This is a genomic window from Pseudomonas sp. FP603 (assembly GCF_030687415.1).
Taxonomy (GTDB): Bacteria; Pseudomonadota; Gammaproteobacteria; order Pseudomonadales; family Pseudomonadaceae; genus Aquipseudomonas; species Aquipseudomonas wuhanensis.
The window spans coordinates 2,510,176-2,528,632 of the sequence record NZ_CP117431.1; the positions used below are offsets into that span (position 1 = coordinate 2,510,176).

General features: G+C 58.6%; 18 protein-coding genes and 2 pseudogenes. 7 read left to right on the forward strand and 13 right to left on the reverse strand.

Annotated elements, in window-relative coordinates; translation table 11 throughout:
* Nucleotides 1–97: 97 nt before the first annotated feature.
* Nucleotides 98–1,428, forward strand: a pseudogene (locus PSH65_RS11635) (IS4 family transposase).
* A gap of 59 nt (nucleotides 1,429–1,487) precedes the next feature.
* On the opposite strand, the gene PSH65_RS11640 reads toward PSH65_RS11635, so the two are convergent.
* On the reverse strand, nucleotides 1,488–1,928 hold the full coding sequence (locus PSH65_RS11640; protein WP_305426316.1) for a phage infection protein: 441 nt from the start codon (nucleotides 1,926–1,928) through the stop codon (nucleotides 1,488–1,490).
* A gap of 149 nt (nucleotides 1,929–2,077) precedes the next feature.
* On the reverse strand, nucleotides 2,078–2,836 hold the full coding sequence (locus PSH65_RS11645; RefSeq protein WP_305426317.1) for a TSUP family transporter: 759 nt from the start codon (nucleotides 2,834–2,836) through the stop codon (nucleotides 2,078–2,080).
* Between the two features lie 155 nt (nucleotides 2,837–2,991).
* Between PSH65_RS11645 and PSH65_RS11650 the strand changes: the two genes are divergently transcribed.
* Complete coding sequence (locus tag PSH65_RS11650) at nucleotides 2,992–3,921, forward strand: LysR family transcriptional regulator (protein ID WP_305426318.1); 930 nt, start codon at nucleotides 2,992–2,994, stop codon at nucleotides 3,919–3,921.
* A gap of 132 nt (nucleotides 3,922–4,053) precedes the next feature.
* On the opposite strand, the gene PSH65_RS11655 is transcribed toward PSH65_RS11650, so the two are convergent.
* Complete coding sequence (locus tag PSH65_RS11655) at nucleotides 4,054–4,722, reverse strand: TetR/AcrR family transcriptional regulator (protein WP_305426319.1); 669 nt, start codon at nucleotides 4,720–4,722, stop codon at nucleotides 4,054–4,056.
* Nucleotides 4,723–4,851: 129 nt separating this feature from the next.
* Here PSH65_RS11655 and PSH65_RS11660 point away from each other — a divergent pair, with 129 nt between their 5' ends.
* Entirely contained in the window at nucleotides 4,852–6,069 is a 1,218-nt protein-coding gene (locus tag PSH65_RS11660) for an MFS transporter (protein WP_305426320.1), read from the forward strand.
* An 81-nt stretch (nucleotides 6,070–6,150) separates the two neighbouring features.
* Here PSH65_RS11660 and PSH65_RS11665 read toward each other — a convergent pair.
* The 7 genes and pseudogenes from PSH65_RS11665 to PSH65_RS11695 form a co-directional block, all read right to left on the reverse strand.
* A pseudogene (locus PSH65_RS11665) lies at nucleotides 6,151–6,228 on the reverse strand (thiol-disulfide oxidoreductase); the annotation flags it as partial.
* Between the two features lie 141 nt (nucleotides 6,229–6,369).
* Nucleotides 6,370–7,173 (reverse strand): alpha/beta fold hydrolase, encoded by an 804-nt coding sequence (locus tag PSH65_RS11670; protein WP_305426321.1) that lies wholly within the window; start codon nucleotides 7,171–7,173, stop codon nucleotides 6,370–6,372.
* Between the two features lie 139 nt (nucleotides 7,174–7,312).
* The gene (locus PSH65_RS11675) at nucleotides 7,313–8,260 is read right to left on the reverse strand and encodes an alpha/beta fold hydrolase (RefSeq protein ID WP_305426322.1); all 948 of its coding nucleotides are present in this window, start codon (nucleotides 8,258–8,260) and stop codon (nucleotides 7,313–7,315) included.
* A gap of 185 nt (nucleotides 8,261–8,445) precedes the next feature.
* A complete protein-coding gene (locus PSH65_RS11680) occupies nucleotides 8,446–9,357 on the reverse strand; it encodes a LysR family transcriptional regulator (RefSeq protein ID WP_305426323.1) in 912 nt (303 codons plus the stop codon).
* Between the two features lie 153 nt (nucleotides 9,358–9,510).
* Complete coding sequence (locus PSH65_RS11685; RefSeq protein ID WP_305426324.1) at nucleotides 9,511–10,506, reverse strand: MBL fold metallo-hydrolase; 996 nt, start codon at nucleotides 10,504–10,506, stop codon at nucleotides 9,511–9,513.
* Between the two features lie 115 nt (nucleotides 10,507–10,621).
* Nucleotides 10,622–11,035, reverse strand: a complete 414-nt coding sequence (locus PSH65_RS11690) for a RidA family protein (protein ID WP_305426325.1) — start codon at nucleotides 11,033–11,035, stop codon at nucleotides 10,622–10,624.
* Nucleotides 11,025–12,161 carry a DSD1 family PLP-dependent enzyme gene (locus PSH65_RS11695; protein WP_305426326.1) on the reverse strand — a complete coding sequence of 379 codons (1,137 nt, stop codon included), beginning with the start codon at nucleotides 12,159–12,161 and terminating at the stop codon, nucleotides 11,025–11,027. Before PSH65_RS11695 ends, PSH65_RS11690 begins: the two co-directional genes overlap by 11 nt.
* A 95-nt stretch (nucleotides 12,162–12,256) precedes the next feature.
* Here PSH65_RS11695 and PSH65_RS11700 point away from each other — a divergent pair, with 95 nt between their 5' ends.
* The gene (locus tag PSH65_RS11700; RefSeq protein WP_305426327.1) at nucleotides 12,257–13,171 is read left to right on the forward strand and encodes a LysR family transcriptional regulator; all 915 of its coding nucleotides are present in this window, start codon (nucleotides 12,257–12,259) and stop codon (nucleotides 13,169–13,171) included.
* Here the strand turns inward: PSH65_RS11700 and PSH65_RS11705 are convergent.
* On the reverse strand, nucleotides 13,099–14,046 hold the full coding sequence (locus PSH65_RS11705; protein ID WP_305426328.1) for a LysR family transcriptional regulator: 948 nt from the start codon (nucleotides 14,044–14,046) through the stop codon (nucleotides 13,099–13,101). The two genes, PSH65_RS11700 and PSH65_RS11705, sit on opposite strands and share 73 nt — an antisense overlap.
* A gap of 104 nt (nucleotides 14,047–14,150) precedes the next feature.
* Here PSH65_RS11705 and PSH65_RS11710 point away from each other — a divergent pair, with 104 nt between their 5' ends.
* The 3 genes from PSH65_RS11710 to PSH65_RS11720 all read left to right on the forward strand — a co-directional run bounded on the left by PSH65_RS11710 (nucleotide 14,151) and on the right by PSH65_RS11720 (nucleotide 15,286).
* The gene (locus tag PSH65_RS11710; protein WP_305426329.1) at nucleotides 14,151–14,594 is read left to right on the forward strand and encodes a GFA family protein; all 444 of its coding nucleotides are present in this window, start codon (nucleotides 14,151–14,153) and stop codon (nucleotides 14,592–14,594) included.
* A gap of 111 nt (nucleotides 14,595–14,705) precedes the next feature.
* Complete coding sequence (locus PSH65_RS11715; RefSeq protein WP_305426330.1) at nucleotides 14,706–14,933, forward strand: hypothetical protein; 228 nt, start codon at nucleotides 14,706–14,708, stop codon at nucleotides 14,931–14,933.
* Nucleotides 14,934–15,103: 170 nt separating this feature from the next.
* On the forward strand, nucleotides 15,104–15,286 hold the full coding sequence (locus PSH65_RS11720; protein WP_305426331.1) for a hypothetical protein: 183 nt from the start codon (nucleotides 15,104–15,106) through the stop codon (nucleotides 15,284–15,286).
* 45 nt (nucleotides 15,287–15,331) lie between these two features.
* Here the strand turns inward: PSH65_RS11720 and PSH65_RS11725 are convergent, their stop codons facing one another.
* Complete coding sequence (locus PSH65_RS11725; RefSeq protein ID WP_305426332.1) at nucleotides 15,332–16,786, reverse strand: TrkH family potassium uptake protein; 1,455 nt, start codon at nucleotides 16,784–16,786, stop codon at nucleotides 15,332–15,334.
* Between the two features lie 414 nt (nucleotides 16,787–17,200).
* Nucleotides 17,201–18,412, reverse strand: a complete 1,212-nt coding sequence (locus tag PSH65_RS11730) for a patatin-like phospholipase family protein (protein WP_305426333.1) — start codon at nucleotides 18,410–18,412, stop codon at nucleotides 17,201–17,203.
* Nucleotides 18,413–18,457 lie beyond the last annotated feature (45 nt).

Here is an 18,457-nt window from a genome sequence, read left to right on the forward strand (position 1 = left end):
ACCCGGCTGATGAGGCTAATGCTGTTCACTTAAGCATTTGAGTCTCAGCTGGGCTTATCCGAAAATCCGATGCCAGATATCTGGCATCGGATTTTTTATGTCTGTTCAACAGGACCTGCTCGACCTCGGCGACCTTTTCAACTTCTGCGACCTGAGCACCTTCACCCAAAACATCCCCATAGAGTGGGTCGCGTCTGCGCTGGATCTTTCCAGTCAGGCCACCATTCGTCGACGTCGCCTGCCCGCTGACCAAGTGCTTTGGCTGGTGCTCGGCATGGCGCTGTTTCGTGATGAACCGGTTCACGAAGTGGCCAGACGTTTGAACATCTGCGCCCAAGGCCTGGCCTCTGACCACCTGTTGGCCCGTAGCGGTCTGACCGAAGCGCGTAAGCGGCTCGGCGCCGATCCCGTTGAGTGGCTGTTCCGCAAGACGGGAACCAATGGGGCGCGGAGCGCTATGACGGTGACGCCTGGCATGAACTGCAGGTGTTCGCAGTGGACGGAGCACTCTTGCGCACCCCGGATACGCCCGAGCTTCGGGACCACTTCGGGTCGGGAAACACCCCGAGCGACCGCCAGACTCCGTTTCCCATGCTGCGCCTGGTGGCGTTGATGAATGTACGTTCGCACGTGATCCTGGATGCGCAATTGAGCCCTTACCGACGCAGTGAAATGCGCTTGGCCGACGAGTTCCTGCAGCAGATCCCCGATCACTCGGTGACGTTGTTCGACAAAGGATTCTGGGGGGCCGAACTGCTGTCGAGCCTGAGCAGTGCTGGTAGCAACCGTCATTGGTTGATCCCGGCAAAAAAAGGAATGGTCTGCGAAGAAGTGACCCGCTACAGCCAGCACGATCGTTGGGTGCGCATGAAAGTCTCGCCGCAGGCCAGGAAGCGAAACCCGACCCTTCCAACGCATTGGGAGGCCCGCGAAGTCAGTTATGAAATTCAAGGCAAGCTAAAGACCGTCATGACGTCATTGCCGGCTAACGCCTACAACGCCAAGGCCGTGGCCAAGCTGTATCAGGAACGCTGGGAGATCGAATTGGGCTTCAGGGACATCAAGAGCTCGATGCAGCAGAACGCAGTGACCTTGCGTAGCAAAAAAGTCGACTTGGTCTATCAGGAGGTTTGGGGACTTTTGTTGGCTTATAACGTGATTCGTCGGGAAGCCAGCCAGGCGGCGGTGGCGTTTGGCCGAGCCCCCTCGGACATTCGTTTCAAACCGGCTTGCCAGTACATTGCCGTGCAACTGATAGTGATGGCAGCGGCCAACCCGATTTCAGCCACAGGCAGACGATTGGCAGAGTTAAGGGCAGGTATCGGAGGATTGTTTCTGGATCACCGTCCAAGACCTTCAAGGCCAAGGACGGTGAAAATATCAAAGACCCGGTTTCCAGTAGACCGTAAGGCTGCTCCGCTTAAGTGAACAGCATTAGGCTGATGAGGCCGGGTTTTTTGGTTGAGTGTTGCGGTAAAGCCACTCATTCATGCTGCACGATTCTGAATCAGACGATCCGAACCACCTTCAGCGACGCGATTCTCGATCAGACGATCCGAACCACCTTCAGCGACGCGATTCTCGATCAGACGATCCGAACCACCTTCAGCGACGCGATTCTCGATCAGACGATCCGAACCACCTTCAGCGACGCGGTTTTCGATCAGACGATCCGAACCACCTTCAGCAACGCGATTCTCGATCAGACGATCCGAACCACCCTCAGCGACGCGGTTCTCGATCAGACGATCCGAGCCACCTTCAGCGACGCGGTTTTCGATCAAGCGATCCGAACCACCTTCAGCCAAACGGCTTTCAATCAGACGATCCGAGCCGCCTTCAGCGACGACCGGGTGAGTAGAGGAAGCGGCGAAAGCGTTAACTGCAAAAACCGAGAAAGCGATGCTGAGGAGGATTTGGCGTTTCATGATGGTGTGCTCCGGGGTGTTATTGGTTGGGTATGGAGCGGATGTTACGCCGAGGAATTTTTATGAGAACTTCATTGACGTGATGGTGACTATCGATGCCAGCAATGGTTGAAACGTAGTGGGCAAATGCCGCCTCCACGTCCTCAGGTTTACACGAACAGGTCGTAAGACAGTTTGCCGATCAGGATCACCAGCAACACCAGGAACAGAGCCCGGACAAAGGGCACGCCTTTATGAACCGCCAGCCAGGTGCCGGTCAGCGCGCCCAGGATGTTGAATGCCGCCATGGGGATTGCGATCAGGTAGAGCACGTTACCCGTCGGAATGAAGAACATCAGCGCCGCTATGTTGGTCGCGATATTCACCAGTTTGGCCGATGCCGAGGCATGAAGAAAATCGAAGGCGAAGCAGCGGATAAACAGGAAGATCAGGAAGCTGCCAGTGCCGGGCCCGAACAGTCCGTCGTAGAAACCGATCGCACCGCCGATGACGATCGCCAGCAATTTTTCCTTGGTACCGATACGCATGGGTTTGTGCAGGGCGCCGAAGTCCTTTTTCCAGAAGGTGTAGATCGCCATCAGCACGATCAACACCAGCACCGCCGGCCGAATCATCGACTGGGGTACAAACGACACCGTGGCGGCTCCGAAGAAGGCCATGACAAAGGCCGAACAGGCGGCGGGGATCACCAGACCCCAGTTGATCACCACCTTGCGCACGAAGGACCGGGCCGCGAATGCGGTGCCGCAGGCTGCCGCGACCTTGTTGGTCCCCAGCAGCGCTGCCGGTTGTGCCGTGGGCAGCACGTTGAACAGCGCGGGTATCTGGATCAGTCCACCGCCGCCCACTGCCGCATCGATCAGGCCGGCGGCGAAGGCGAACACGCAAAGGATAATAATATCGACCATGAAATCAGGCTCTGACGATGAAGGGTGGGTGAGCGTCCGGCGGCTTCTACGTGTTTCGTCGCATCGGCTTGCCTGCGTCCTTGAGCAGGAAGGTTAACGGAAGCGCTTTTTTTGTGTTGCAATGCCACGTTGTGAAAAGTGCAACGAGGTGGCACATGGCATTGGATATGTTGGGGGAGCTCGAAGCCTTCGCAACGGTGGCTCGCAAGCGTAGCTTCGTCGCGGCGGCACGGACCCTGGGGCGCTCTCCCAGTGCTCTGACCCGCGCCGTTCAAGCCCTGGAGGAAAGTGTCGGGGTCAAGTTGTTCAATCGCTCCTCCAATGCCGTGAGCTTGACCGAGGCGGGTGAGCGCTTGTTGCCCCATGCCTACAAAATGCTGGATCTGCAACGTGAGGCGGATGAAGACCTGGCCGGCATCAGCGGCCAGGCCTACGGCTGGGTCCGCTTTTCCGCCCCCGAGTTCCTTGGCCACGGGGTATTGCCCCGGCTGATCGCGCAGTACGCCGAGCGTTATCCAGACGTGAGCGTCGATGTGATTTTCACCGATGAGATCATCGACCCGGCCAAGAGCAAACTCGACTTCTCGATTCGCGGCGCGTTTGCGCAATCCAGTGAGCTGATCGGCTATCCGCTCTGGAATTATTCACGTTACCTGTATGCCAGCCCCGGGTATTTGGAGCGGCGCGGGGTGCCTGACTCCATCGAGGCGCTGGAATCGCACTCGCTGATCCTGCATACGGCGCCGCGGATTCTCAAGGAGTGGAATTTTCGCAGCGAGGAGCAGGCCATCAGCTTTCGGGTTCATCCAAAGTTTCGTTTCAGCTCCGGTTTGGCGGTGTTCCAGGCGGCCCTGGCGGGCGTCGGGATTGCCCGTCTGGCGGATTGGATGGCGGAGCCCGAAGTGGAAGCGGGGCGCCTGCTGCGGGTCTGTCCCGAGTACAAACTCACCTCCAGCAGCGGTGAAAGCCCACAGATGCACGCGGTGTACCCGGCCGGGAATCTGCCGCTGCGGGTGAAATCGATGTTGGAAGTGATCCGTGGCTTTGGCGACAGCCTTGGTCGAAAGCATGCGGTGACGCTTTAGGCGGCTGGATGCTGATCCTCAATCAGTGTGAGACGACCTATCCAGGGTGTAGCCGCCTGAGGTTGAGTCACCAATGAGCGTTTTTGGCAGTCTCGCAATCGCCTCGCGGCACAGTCCTTGGCTTTGCGCACATCACTCACCGGTTGAATCAATCAGTCCCTTTTCGTCATTGTGATCCGTGGACGGCATGGTAGAGGCCGCATTGTCCCACGTCAGCAGTATCTGGGTGATGGCCGCATCAATGACCTCATGCTGCGTGTTATCCCGAGCGAGGATGGAAATGCCCTGCAGGAAACTGTCGAACATCGTAGCCATCGCGGGCGCGTGAATATTGCCCGGCAACTGACCGGCACTGACACCCCGCTCAACACACGCCAAAATCCCCGCGTGAGTGTGGGCGCGAGATTGGGCCAAGGCTTCGACCACCCGCGCATTCTCCGGGCTGGGCGCGCTCATCACGCCGAGGGACACCATGCAGCCCTTGGGATGGCCGTCTTCACATTGCATGCGTGCCGACTGGCGCAGCGCGGTCTCGATGGCCTGGCGTGGCGGCAAGCTCTCGTCCCACAGGCATTCGGTGACCTGAGCGAACGTCGCCAGGTAACGCTGCACACATTCATCAAACAACGCTTCCTTGGAACCGAACGCCGCGTAAAAACTCGGCGCGGAAATCCCGCCACCCAGTCTCGCTTTCAACTGAGCGAGGGAGGTCGCGTCGTAGCCGTGTTGCCAGAACAGGTGCAAGGCCTGTTCCACCGCGTGGTCGCGGTCGAAGGTGCGGGGGCGGCCCATTTGCGCCATTTCAAAACTCCTCAGGACGACGAGATAAATACTAGTCGATACATAAGTCGTTGACAACGAGCGCTGGCTGCCCTCAACATTTATATCGATCGGTATTTAAGTCTGAAATCCTCACTCAAGGAGTTTCCCGTGACACCCTCAATCACCTTATCGGCAGCGCCGGACCGCCTGCCTATCGGCGCCTTGCTCGCGCTGGCCATGACCGGTTTCATCTGTATCGTCACCGAAACTTTGCCCGCCGGCCTGTTGCCGCTGATCAGCGCAGGCTTGGCCATTTCTCCTTCCATGGCTGGCCAGATGGTCACCGCCTACGCCCTGGGCTCGGTGCTGGCGGTCATCCCCATGACCATCGCCACCCGCGGCTGGCGCCGCCGTAACGTGCTGCTGCTGACCGTCGTCGGTTTCTTGCTGTTCAACTCCATCACCGCGCTGTCTTCCCACTACGGCGTGATCCTGGTGGCGCGCTTCTTCGCTGGCGTCGCGGCGGGGCTGGCCTGGAGTCTGCTGGCCGGCTACGCCCGACGCATGGTCGCGCCCCATCAACAGGGCAAGGCGCTGGCGCTGGCCATGGTCGGCACACCGATTGCCCTGTCCCTGGGCGTGCCCCTCGGCACTTGGCTGGGTGGCTTGGTGGGTTGGCGCACCACCTTCGGCATCATGTCGGCCCTGACCCTGGTGCTGATCGCCTGGGTACTGGTGAAAGTCCCTGACTACCCACCCCAAGCCGCGCATCAGCGCATGTCGCTGCGCACAGTGTTGACCACGCCGGGCGTGCGGCCCGTGCTGGCGGTGGTGATCAGCTGGATGCTGGCACACAACGTTCTCTACACCTACATCGCACCGTTCGTGGCGCCGGCGGGGTTGGGGGATCGGGTGGATTTGGTGTTGTTGGTGTTTGGCATTGCGGCGTTGGGAGGGATCTGGGTGACTGCCAAATTGGTTGAGCCGTTGTTGCGCAAGACTGTGTTGGTGAGCTTGGCGGCGTTTGCGGCGGTTTCCGTGGTGTTTGGCTTTTTGAGTAGCGTGCCTGAGGTGATCTACATCGGCATGGCGGTTTGGGGGTTGAGCTTCGGCGGTGCCGCGACGTTGCTGCAAACGGCGCTGGCGGATGCGGCGGGAAATGGGGCGGATGTAGCTTTATCGTTGAACGTGGTGGCTTGGAATAGTGCGATTGCGGGGAGTGGGGTGGTGGGTGGAGTGTTGCTGGATAGGTGGGGCGTCGCCTCTTTTCCGTGGGCAATGGTGGTGTTGGTGGGGGTAGGGTTTGCGATTGTCTGGGGAGCTCGGGGCCACGGCTTCAAATCGGGCTCACGTGCGGCTGGCAGGCCTGCGGTGGCGGGGCACTGAACCACAGAAAGCCAAAAAATAGTTCTGGATGGGGGGCTCGGGCTATCCAGTTGATGCGTACCAAGGCGTTCACAGTGGCGCTTACAAAAAACGTTGCTCATGATCAGGATCAGGCAAAAGGCACGTGTCGTATTTTCCGAAGAGCCAATAGCGATTCAACGGTTGACTCTACAACCAAAGCGGTCAGCCAAGCTGTCAGGGTGTTCGCCCGAGAGGCTTGGCATTCCGGTTATCAGATATGGTCACGTGACTATGGGTCAGTCGACCCGTGTTAGCGTGACGTCATACGGCTTCCCCTGTTTACTGAGCGGTCGCTTGCGCTGCTTCAATGATCAGCGCTGCAACTTTCTCCGGGTTGGACGTCATCACCACATGGGAGGCTCCCTGGACGGTGACAGTTTTTTTCGAGCCGGCTCGCTCGGCCATGAACTTCAGCGCGGCCTCGGGAATGTTCTTGTCCGCCGAACCGTAGATGAACCAGGACGGTAGTTTCTTCCAGGCCGGGTCGCCAGACGCCTCGGTCAATGCAAACTCGCTGATCGGACGTTGGGTTGCGGCCATCAGCGCGGACTCGGCAGCAGGAACGTCAGCGGCAAACTGCTGACCGAATTTGTCCTGCAGGATGTAGAGATCCTTATTGCCATCGTCCAGCAGCACCGGAGCTGCCAAGGTCGGGCCAAGGGTGCCGCCAGGGTAGCGACCGGACAGCTCGATGGCTGTTTCGCCTTTGTCCGGTGCGAAGGCTGCGACGTAAACAAGCGCCTTGATCCTGGCGTTGTCGTGGCCTGCGTTGGATATCACGGCCCCGCCGTAGGAGTGACCCACGAGGATCACCGGACCGGCGGTTTGCTCGACGATGTCGGCAACATAATCCGCGTCATTCTTCACTCCGCGCAGCGGGTTTGCTGCGGCAATGACTGGGTAACCCTGACTCAACAACTGAGCGGCAACGCCATTCCAGCTGGACGATTCGGCGAATGCGCCATGCACAAGCACTACGGTGGGCTTGGCGGTTGTGGCTTGCGCGGCGGCTAAACTATTAAGTGATGCCAGAGCCAATGCAGTGGTGATGGTGGTGGTCAAGAAGGACTTGAAATTGCGCATGATGATTTCCTTTCGTGGATTGGGTTGGTAACGCTGCTTTAAGGGTAACGCTCATGCGCGGCCCATGGTTATGGGGCGTTGATTGGCTTGCAGCCACCTGGGCAGTACATGAGGAGGATGGGGCCGGGGTGCGATGGACTTACTTCTGCAGGAAGTCCAACAGATCCTGATTAAGGCGCTGCTTGTGAGTGTCGGTGAGCCCGTGTGGTGCACCGGGATATACAATCAGTTCGGCTCCCTTGATCAGTGCTGCCGAGGTCTTGGCTGAGGTATCCACAGGCACGATCTGGTCGTCGCCACCGTGGATTACCAAGGTAGGCACATCGAACTCCCGTAGATCCTCACGGAAATCGGTAGCCGAGAATGCTGCGATGGAGTCGTAAGTGTTCTTGTGGCCAGCCTGCATACCCTGGACCCAGAACGACTGAATCAAGCCCTGAGACGGGGTGGCGCCTTCACGGTTGAAACCGAAGAAAGGGCCGGAAGCGATATCGAGGTAGAGCTGCGAGCGATTTTCCAGTGAGGCCTTGCGCAGGTCATCGAACACTTTTATCGGCAGGCCGTTGGGGTTGCTTTCGGTCTGTAACATCAGCGGTGGAACGGCTGCCACCAGAACCGCTTTCTTGACGCGACGGGTGCCGTGGCGGCCGATGTAGCGAGCCACTTCTCCGCCACCGGTGGAGAAGCCGACCAGGGTGACGTCTTTCAGGTTCAGTGCTTCAAGTACGGCTGCCAGATCGTCGGCGTAGTGATCCATGTCGTTGCCTTCCCAGGGTTGGCTGGAACGGCCGTGGCCACGACGGTCATGGGCGACAACGCGGTAGCCTTTGTCAGCGAGGAACAGCATCTGCGCCTCCCAGCTGTCCGAGTTCAGCGGCCAGCCGTGGCTGAATACGACCACCTGGCCGTCTCGTGGCCCCCAGTCCTTGTAATAGAGCTGCACGCCGTCTTTGGTCGTGACGTAGCTCGCAGACTGGATGCCGACAGCGGATGCGCGGGTGCCAGTTTTATTGGGCTGCGAGCCCTCGGCGGAAAGAGTAGCGAGAGCCAGGGTTGCCAATGCCAGAGTGCGATTCAGGGTGTTCATCGTATATCTCCAAGAGAGTCGGGTGACCTGTCACGACCGGTACTGATCGTGTCTTGGAGAGTAAGGAGGGACAGAGGGCCCGAGAACTGCCGTAACCCTGATAGCTGCCATAGCCCGGGCCGATGGCTTCGAGAACGGCTAAATCTCAGGTGATCCTCTTAGGCGGTCTATCCATCACAGCGCGTTCAACTTGGCTCCAGTTGGGCGCTTAGATAGAGCTGTCGGCGCAGCCATTGGTGGCCGGCATCCTTATGGGTACGAGCATGCCATGCCAACACCAGACGCAGTGCAGATAACCCGAGCGGAGGTTCGAAGAGGTCCAGCCGATCAGAGTATTGGCTCAGGAAGCGAGAGGGCAGCGTGCACACCGCATCCGTAGTGGAAAGAACCAGGGGAACGTGGGAGTAGTTTTGAACCGAGTACATCACATTGCGCGAGTAACCTTGCTCGAGGAGTGCCTCATCTACCATGCCTGCGAAACGCCCCCCTTGCGTAGAGACAAGGATGTGGTTGAGGGAGCAGAAGCTTTCAATATCCAAAGGCCCGGTGCCGCGGGGGTGCCCCTTGCGTTGCGCAGTTCGAAACCCGTCTTCCCAAAGCGGGCGCTGCATGAGGTCTCCAGGCAGGCCATCCGGCACGGTGATCAATAGATCGATCTGTCCTTGCTCAAGCTTCTCGTACACATCGCGTGGCGGATAAATACAGGCCAAACGCGCATTGGGAGCCTCACGTGCAAAATTCGCACAGAGCTCGGGAATGAGTACCGCAGCAGGGGTTTCGAAAAGGGCGACGACAAAGGTGCGGGTAGTGGTGGCTGGATCAAACAGCTCAGGCTGGCTGACCAGTCGCTTGAGCCCCTCAAGTACATGCAGCAGCTCCTGCTCCAGAGCCTCTGCACGAGGGGTTGGGACAACACCTCGGCCGTTTGCCGCCGGGACGAACAAGGGGTCCTCCAGGATGTCGCGCAGACGCACCAGGCGCGCTGATAAGGCGGGTTGGCTGATGCCTAACTGGACCGCCGCTCGTGTGACGTTGCGCTCTTCAAGCAGCGCTTTTAGTGCAAGTAGCAGCGATCCATCGATTTGCGTGTAATTCATCACCATTCCTCGGTCAGCGCTATCAAGCAAGCCTGCTTGTTGGGAATGAAAACAGACAAAGTACCGAGTTGTATAGCCTCTGGCCCCGCCGTAACCGGGGAGCCATTCGCACTGTATTTCGTCCTGGATTAGTTGCGGCCCAGGCCTGACGCATTAGTCGCGATTGCGGTATTGGGCGGGTACCCACTCATACCTGCCGGCTTCGCGTCGGATGTGACCTATCCCCGGAAAGGGTAAGTGAGCGACCGCTGACAAACGCTGTTCACTCGCGGCGGTCTCGAATTGTTCTAGCCGCTGGGCGCGAGCAGCGTTCTGGTTGACGTCGAAGGTGATAGTCACCTCTGGGCGCGAGAACTGGATGAGGCCGACGTGCATGATGTCGCCCCAGAAATCGATACTCTCGCCTTCGCTAACGACCCGAAAGAAGCTGTGGCCCGGGGTATGTCCCGGCGTGGGAATGGCGGTGATACCCGGAAGGATTTCTGATTGGGCGGCGAAGGGCTTCAGCTTGCCTGCACGCTGGTAGGGGCCAACTGTCTTCAACGCTTCTTCCAGATGCGCCGGTTTCAGCCCCTTTTCCAGGTTGGCGCGATCCAGAAAGAAGTCGACATCGGCTTGGCCGACGTGGATGGTCGCATTGGGAAACATCATTTGCCCGCTGCGTACCAGGCCGCCGGAGTGATCGGTATGGATGTGGGTAATCAGCACATCGCTGATCTGTGCCGGCTCGTAACCCGCGGCAGCCAGGCTTTCGGGTAGCTTTCCGCCAACGCTACCGAACAGCTCACCAGCGCCGGTATCGACCAGCACCACGTGTGAGCCCGTATCGACGAGGTAGGCATTGATCGACGTTTCCAGCGGGTTGCGAGTAAATCCGCGTTGCAGCAGTGCGTCGATCTGCTTTGGACTGATGCCTCTAAGCAGCGGATGCAGATCCAGTGGCAGCGTCCCGTCGCTCAGGGCGATGATGCGGAACTTGCCGAGGTTGAAGGCGTAAACTCCTGCGAGTGCGGGTTTATGTGTCGATGCAGCACCTACGGTCGATGTCTGTGGTGCTGGCCCAGCAGTGGAAGGCAGCGAATAGGTTGCACCTGTGAACAGGGCGGCTGTCAGTATGGTCGCGAGATAGAACCGCGCGTGGTTACGCATGATGAGTACCTAGGCTAGTGCGACCATGGGTGATCGCTGGAACAAAGGTAGATAAAGCGCGTTGCGTAATGAACTGTGCTCGCCCTTATACGAGCCATCGCTATGGCTGATGGCTTTAGTTACAGGGGCCTGGATGCCGTGCAATCGCGTCAACCTCGATCAGGTAGCCATGATGCAGTGCCGGTACCGGCACCACGGCGCGAGCCGGGCGATGCTCGCCCAGGCAGCAGGCATAACGCTTATCCAGTACTGGCCAATGTTCAATGCCGACGATGTACAGGGTCACCTTCAGCAGATCGTCGGGCAGGCAGCCTGCCTGTGTCAGGATCGCCAGTAAATTATCGAGAGCGATTGAGGCCTGAACATCAAAACTCTGGTCGGCGCTATGGCTGCCATCCGCACGTACCGGCAGTTGCCCGGATATATACAGCAGGCCCTGATAGCTCACTGCCTGAGCATAATGACCACCAGGAGCTGCTGCGGCAGCGGTGTGTATACGCGCGATGAGCGCTGCGTCTTTACCAGCCATGCAGGCGACTCCAGGTGTGTACCCCACCGTCGATGTCGCAGGCATGGTAGTGAGGGAACTGCGCGCCAGTTGCGCAGGCGTGGTTGGGCAGGATGCGCAGGCGACTGCCGATTGGAAATTGGGCAACCAGGTCCCGCCCTTGTTCAGGCTCGAAGGTAATAATGCCGTGCTCCTGATTGGCACCGCTGAGCAGCGCTCCCTCAATCCAGTTGCCATCGGCCGTGCAAACCTGGCCGTAGGCGAAGTCCCGGTGTTGTTTCTGGGTGCCGCGGTCACGGCTCATGGCCATCCAGCCTGAGTCGGTGAGTAACCAGCCTTTTTCGACCTGATGTCCGATTACCGTGGTAAGTACGCTCAGCGCCAGGTCTTCTGGCTGGCACACGCCAATGTTGTGCATCACCAGATCGAAGAACACGTACACGCCAGCCCGCACTTCGGTGACTCCTTCCAGGCTCAGTGCCGACAGCGCTGTTGGCGTCGAGCCGACGCTAACCTGCGGGCATGGCAGGCCGGCAGCGCGAATCGTTTGCGCAGCGGCGACACAGGTGGCGCGCTCCTGTTCGGCCATGGCCTGCAAGGCTTGCAGGTTATCCAGCTCATAGCTGGACCCGGCGTGGGTCATTACGCCGACGAGTTGCATGCTTCCGGCACACAGCACCTGGGCGACTTGCAGTAATGCCGGATCCTCGACCTTGAGCCCGGAACGATGGCCGTCGCTGTCGATTTCAATCCATACCTCGAAGCATTCATCGTGCTGTTGGCCGAAGGCGACGATGGCCTGCGCTCCAGCCACGCTGTCGGTAATGATGCTCAAACGGCAGCCCTTGCGTCTGAGCGTCAGTACCTGGAGCAACTTTCCAGGTGTCATTGCAACGGCGTACAGCACGTCGGCGACGCCGTCGGCGAAGCAGTACTCGGCTTCCTTCAGGGTGGAGACCGTGACCCCGGCAGCGCCGGCGGCTATCTGCGCACGCAGAACCGGCAGACATTTGCTGGTTTTCACGTGGGGGCGCAGGCGCACCTCCAGGCTGTCCATGCGCAACTGCATACGTACTATGTTGCGGTGCATACGGGCCATGTCTATGAGGGCGGCCGGTGTATCGAGGGCAAGCAGGGTGGCTGACATGATCGGTAGTCCGGTGGTGGTTGTGATGCTGACTCTACGCAGCAATCGTGAAGCTGTGGTTCAATCAGGCGTCATCTATCTTTAAGTGAATCTGAATGATCGCTATCGAAGATCTGCGTTTGGCGGTAACCCTGGCGCGCTCTGAATCTCTGAGTGCGGCTGCCAGAACACTGAATGTGTCGCCACCGGCCCTGTCCATGCGCCTGCGTAAACTCGAGGCACTGCTCGGCACAACCCTGGCCAATCGCGATGCCCGGCGCCTGAGCTTGACCGCTGAAGGCGAACGTTTTGCGCGGGAAAGTGCATTGTTGCTGGAGCAACTGGAGGCGCTGCCGGAGTCCTTCAAACAGCACGACGATCAACTGGTCGGCACCCTGCGCCTGGCGGCCCCCTTTGGTTATGGACGGCAGCGGTTGGCTCCGTTGCTGGCGCGCTTCGCCAAACTGCATCCGCAGTTGCGCCTGCACCTGGATCTACGTGAAACGCCCTGGCCGGATCGTCACGACAGCGATGCGGTGATCCATATCGGTCGCGTCAACGACAGTTCATGGGTTGCGCGACCTCTGGCCCAGAACGAGCGTTGGTTATGCGCCAGCCCCGACTATCTGAGCCGCCACGGCACGCCACACGCGCCGGATGAGTTGGCTGGGCATCGCTGCGTCTGCATCCGTGAGAACGAGGAAGACGTCACCTTGTGGCACCTGCGCAAGCGTTCGGCGCGGCACACTGTGCGCATCGAACCGGCGCTGTTGAGCAACGATGGTGGCGTTGCCCGGCGCTGGGCCGAGCAGGGGTTAGGGTTGGTACTGCGGTCGCAGTGGGACGTAACGGATGCGATTGCCAAAGGCACTCTGGTCCGTGTGTTGGAGGACTGGCAATTCGACAGCGCGCCCATCACCTTGCTGGTGCCCTCGCGGAAAAACCGCAGCAGCCGTATTCAGGCGCTGATCGGTTTTCTGGAAACGTCGCTGATGGCGGCAGCCGGCAACGAAACACGCTCATCCAAATAGGCCTCCAGCGCTGCGGCCAGCGCGTCGAAGGCCTGCTGGATGCGCGGTATGCGCCTCAAGTCGCGATGCGTGGCAATCCATACATCCACGGCAAAATCCAGCGCATCGGGCAGCACGCGGGTCAGCCCGTCGCGCGCCGCCAACTGGCTCGGGCACACCCCTATACCGATGCCTGCGCGCAGGGCGGCCTGTAGAGCGAGGTGATTGTCGCTGCGCAGTTGGAAGTGCTGCTGCGCAAAGGGAAAGCCCCGCGCGCTGAGGGTCTGGATGTCGGCGAGGTTGCGGTCGGGGCCGATCATGGGCAGGCGCGCCAAGCTTTCCAGACTGGTGGGTGTGCCATACCGATCAAGCAACTCCTGGGTCGCGTACAGCCCAATCTGCAAGGCACCAACACGCCGGGTTATCACGTCTGCCTCTGTGGGGCGGTGAGTGCGAATGGCAATGTCCGCTTCCTGGCGGGCCAGGGCTTCAAGACGGTTGTTGACGCTCAGTTCAAAGGCCAGCTGAGGATGGGCACGGCCGATGGGTTGCAGCAACTGCGGCAGCACTTCGATGCCCAGCAAGTCGCTGCTGGTGATTCGCACCGTCCCTCCACCGGCTATCGCTTCGGCTGAAGCTGCGCGGTTGAAGGCTTCGGCGGCCAGCGCCATGCTCTCCACATGGGCGATCAGCTCACGGGCTGTTTCCGTGGGAATCAAGCCTGCGGGGGAGCGGGTAAACAGATTGACACCCACGCTGCTTTCCAGTGCCTCAATGCGACGGCGCGCCGTGGCCTGGGCGATACCCAGCATGCGCGCGGCACCGGACAAGCTTCCAGTGCGCAGAACTGCGAGGAATGCGCGCTGATTTTCCCAATGCAGGGTGAGTGGGCTCATACATTTCCTACTAGCGGCACAGCAACTTTAGGGAGTTGGTTTCACCCCGCGCCAACGTCATGCTGCACGGCAACAGTGGCTAACGCATACAAAAGGGGGATTGCATGAAGATTACGGGTGGATGCCATTGTGGCGCGGTGAGCTACGTTGTTGCTACGGATAACTTGCCACCGAGCTATGCCTGCCATTGTCTGGATTGCCAGACAACCAGCGGCAGTGCGTTTGGCTTGCACGCACTATTGCCCGAGGATGCTCTGCAGATCACTGGCGAGTTAAGCGACTACCGCTACGAAGGCGCGCACCCGGCCAGCCATCATCGGCTCTGCGCCCATTGCCATACGCGCATCTACAACACCACCAGCGCGGCTCCCGGTATGCTGGTATTACGCGCCGGGACCCTGCACAACAGTGCTGCAATCAAGCCCATTGCGCACATTTGGGTGAAGCGAAGGCAGCCCTGGCTGCAGCTGGCCGAGGGTACCCCGAGCTGGCCGGAAAGCCCGACACCAGAGGCCTTCGCCCAGGCGCTGCAAGCACGTCCGGTGTAGTTCCTGACGTTATCCCAAGCAGAAAGCGGCCAGTGCAAAGCCGAGCAGCCGAACTAAAAGCTGGCTGAAGTCAGGATGGACAGTTGCACTTCCTACTACGAGGATCCCACCATGCGCAACTACACCCTGGAATACCTGTTCAACGGCGAACCACGCGCGCACATGTTCGAACTCGAGCAACCTCAACTGCCTGTCCATGAGGCGGCGATGCACCTGCTACAGCTGCATTTTGGGGATGGTGAGAACAGCCTGATCATGCCCACTGCGGACGCGACGCCGGCGGAGATTTTAGAGCAGGCTGAGCGGGTAGGGCTGACGCAGATAAAAGTCGTCGATTAACCCGGTTGATGCGAGGTGCTGCAGCCAGCAACGCGCGCCTCGGCATAATTGAAGGACTGCTGTTGGCTGTGGATTCAACCGGTCATGACAGGCAGAAATCGGCCACATTAAATAATTCACCCAAGGCCTCGGTCAGGTAAGCTCACCTCCAGCCACCATGGAGGGTATTGATGCATTCACTGACCAACGAGCAAGTACTGGCGATCGCCAAAGGAAACGTCATCAACCAGCAATTGCTGACGCTCCTGCCGACGCTGGAAGTCCCTCACTGCATGCTGACAGCGGGATGTCTGTTCCAGACCTTCTGGAATCATCAAGCAGGACAGCCTGCCGAATGGCAGACAGAAGTCTGACCATCCACTGCGACGGTCTAGGCCAGACCGTCGCTATCGACTCAATTAGTACCTCCAAAAGACTGGTGTGAGCAGCACCAGCACCGTCAAAATTTCCAGCCTTCCCAAGAGCATGCCGACCGTCAGCAGCCATTTTGCCGCATCCGGCAAGGTCGAGAAGTTGCCTGCTGGACCAATGATCGTCCCCAGTCCGGGACCCACGTTGCAAACTGCGGTGGCAGCACCGCTTAAGGCTGTCGTCCAATCAAGACCGATCAGCGCCAACCCCAGGGCAATGCCACCGATGGTGATGGTGAAAAAGAATGAAAAGGTCAGCAGTGAACGTGCGATGTCTTCGTCAATGGGATGGCCGTTGTATTTTTTCCGAATCACCGCACGAGGATGAATCAGTTGTTTCAGGCTGCCCATCAGCAAGGAGGAGGCGACCTGAAAGCGGAATATTTTAAGCCCTCCCGCCGTAGACCCAGAGCAGCCGCCGACGAAGGTCAAATAGAAAAACAGCAAAACAGAAAAGCTGCCCCATAAGGTGTAATCCCCGAGGGCTAAACCCGTGGTCGTGACCACCGAGGTTACATTGACGGCCACGATACGAAACGCTTCCCACCAGCTGTAGTCACTGTTAATGCACAACCACGTACCAAATAGCAGCCAGGTAATCACCAGAAACCCAATGAACCCTCGCACCTGATGGTCTTTTAATAACGCACTTTTGTTGCCCCGTAGTGTGGCGACATACAAGGTGAAAGGCAGGCTGCCGAGAATCATGACGACCACGGATACCCAATGAATAGCCGGTTGAGGCCAGTGCGCCAGGGATGCATCCGAGGTTGAAAAGCCGCCCGTTGAAATAAATGACATCGCATGATTGATCGCTTCGAAAGGCGTCATTCCCGCTACCCATAGCGCCAGAGCGGACACCCCGGTCAGCCCGAGGTAGAGCACCAGAATATACTTCGCCGCGACGTGAGAGCGTGGTGTGACTTTCTCTGACCAGTCTGAAGATTCTGTCTGAAACAAACGCATGCCGCCGACTCGCAACAAAGGCAAAATCGCCACGGCCATGCCGATAAAACCAATTCCGCCGAGCCAGTGCAGCATCGAGCGCCAAATCAGTAATCCTGGTGACGCGGTATCCAGCCCCGTCAAAATCGTCGAGCCGGTAGTGGTGATGCCGGACATCGTTTCAAAAAACGCATCGGTGTAGCTGATGTGATGGATGAGCACCATCGGCAAAGCCGCAAAGGCGCAGACGACAACCCAACTGGTCGTGGTCAACAGGTACATATCTCGTGGACGAAGTTGGGCAACCTCTGGACGCCCGCGAATAATCAGCGCCAGTCCACAGACGAAAGTGATCAGGCTCGACCAGAGAAACGCCGACAGATCATCACTGCGCTCATAAACCACCAGTGTAAACATGGGAATAACCATGCTCACGGCCAACGTGATCAAAAAAATACCCAGAATAAATCCGATAAGCCGCAGTACTGCAATGGACATAAAAGAACGCCTGGCTGATGAGCACCGCACAGTATCAATTGAGTCAACATGGCTACCCGTAAAGTTTACGTAAAATTCCCCGGTGGAGCTGAGTCCATCTGATCGGCATTAGCCATTTGCGCGAATGCTTAGCCAAAGCGTGGACCTGCGGAGGCTATCCTGCCGGGTTCTACCCGACAGATTCGTAATTGTATCGCCCGTTACCATCTGACATTAACGCGTTACTAATGCTTAAGCCAAAATCCTGACAGGTCGTTTCTATCCTAAAATCTATAGCTGATGGCCATGTTCCAGGAGTGGGAAATGACTGCTTTTGACTGATGGCTGTCTGTGAGGTGAACCGGACTGGTTAACCGAATTCATCTCGACATGACTGTCGACGGACCCTTGGTCCTTTGCTCAACGAAATCGAACTTATTTTCCCGTTGCTCTTCCACCTGGAGGCACGAATCCGGGCGGCACCTTGAGCCACGGGAAGCCCTGCAACGCCATGTCATAACCGGTGTCGTAGAGCTTGCGCATGTACTCGTTGTCGAACTCTTCCTTGTGGGGGAAGTTGAAGCTCGCCGGTATGAATCCGAGGTTGAAGTCCACACCGTCGCGCTGGGTGGTGGCATAGATCCGGTAGAGGTCGCCGATGCCTTGGCTGTGGATCAACGAGGCGATCGCGCGCCCAGCGATGCTCATGGTGCTGCGCTCGACATCCGCCCAGTCCGGATCGAGTCGCGCGTTGCGTATCACGTAGAGTTTACGCTCGCGGGTGAATCCTGCTTTTGCCGCCTCCTCGTTGATACGGATCCCGGCCGGATAAGCGAAGACCTGCGCCATGATGCCCCCGTCTACGTGCATTTCCTGATAGGTTTTACCGTCGACCTCCACATCGATCATCATTGGCGGAAATCCTCCCGGAATCGAGGCGGATGCGATCATGATTTTCACGAAAAGGTCCAATGCCTCAGGACCACCATAGGTCGCGATTTTCCCCATGTCCCAGATAATCGGGCGTCGCGCATCGAGGTCAGCGGTGGCGATCAACAGAAAGCGGCCCTTCGCGTACTCGGCGGCGATCTCCTTGAGCGTATCCTCGGTCACCGATTTGCGCGTCAGCTTCAACAGCGGTGCATTGTCCGACATCGCATCGCTCAAGACGCCTGAGATAAAGCTGCGCGGCACAAGGACGTCTTTCGGCGATAAGGTGGTATAGACCCTCTTCAGCGTCGCGTCGTATTTCGGCCCAAGAAAGGCGAAAGGTGCAATCAGCGCGCCCGTGCTGATGCCGGTAACGAGTTTGAATTCAGGACGCTTTCCTGTAGCCGTCCAGCCATTCAACAATCCCGCGGTGAACGCGCCGTTGTCACCGCCGCCCGAAATGGCCAGAAATACTGCTGGCGGCAAAGGTCCCTTGTGCCCCTGCTTCACAAGGTAGGCCTCTTCCCGCTGCAGCGCTTCAAGTGCGACTCGGCTCAGCTCTGTCATGTCTCCACCGGCGACATAACGCACCCCGGTCATTCCCGGGATCTGCGCTCTCGCCGTCAACTCGGACGGCACCGCGTCCAGGCGAGGCGGCGCCCAGGCGCAGCCTTGCATCAGTACCAACAGCGCCACAATCAGACTGGTGATTTTCATAGTCATCTATCACTCGAAAAATTTTCGATTCGCCTGCCCGTGGCG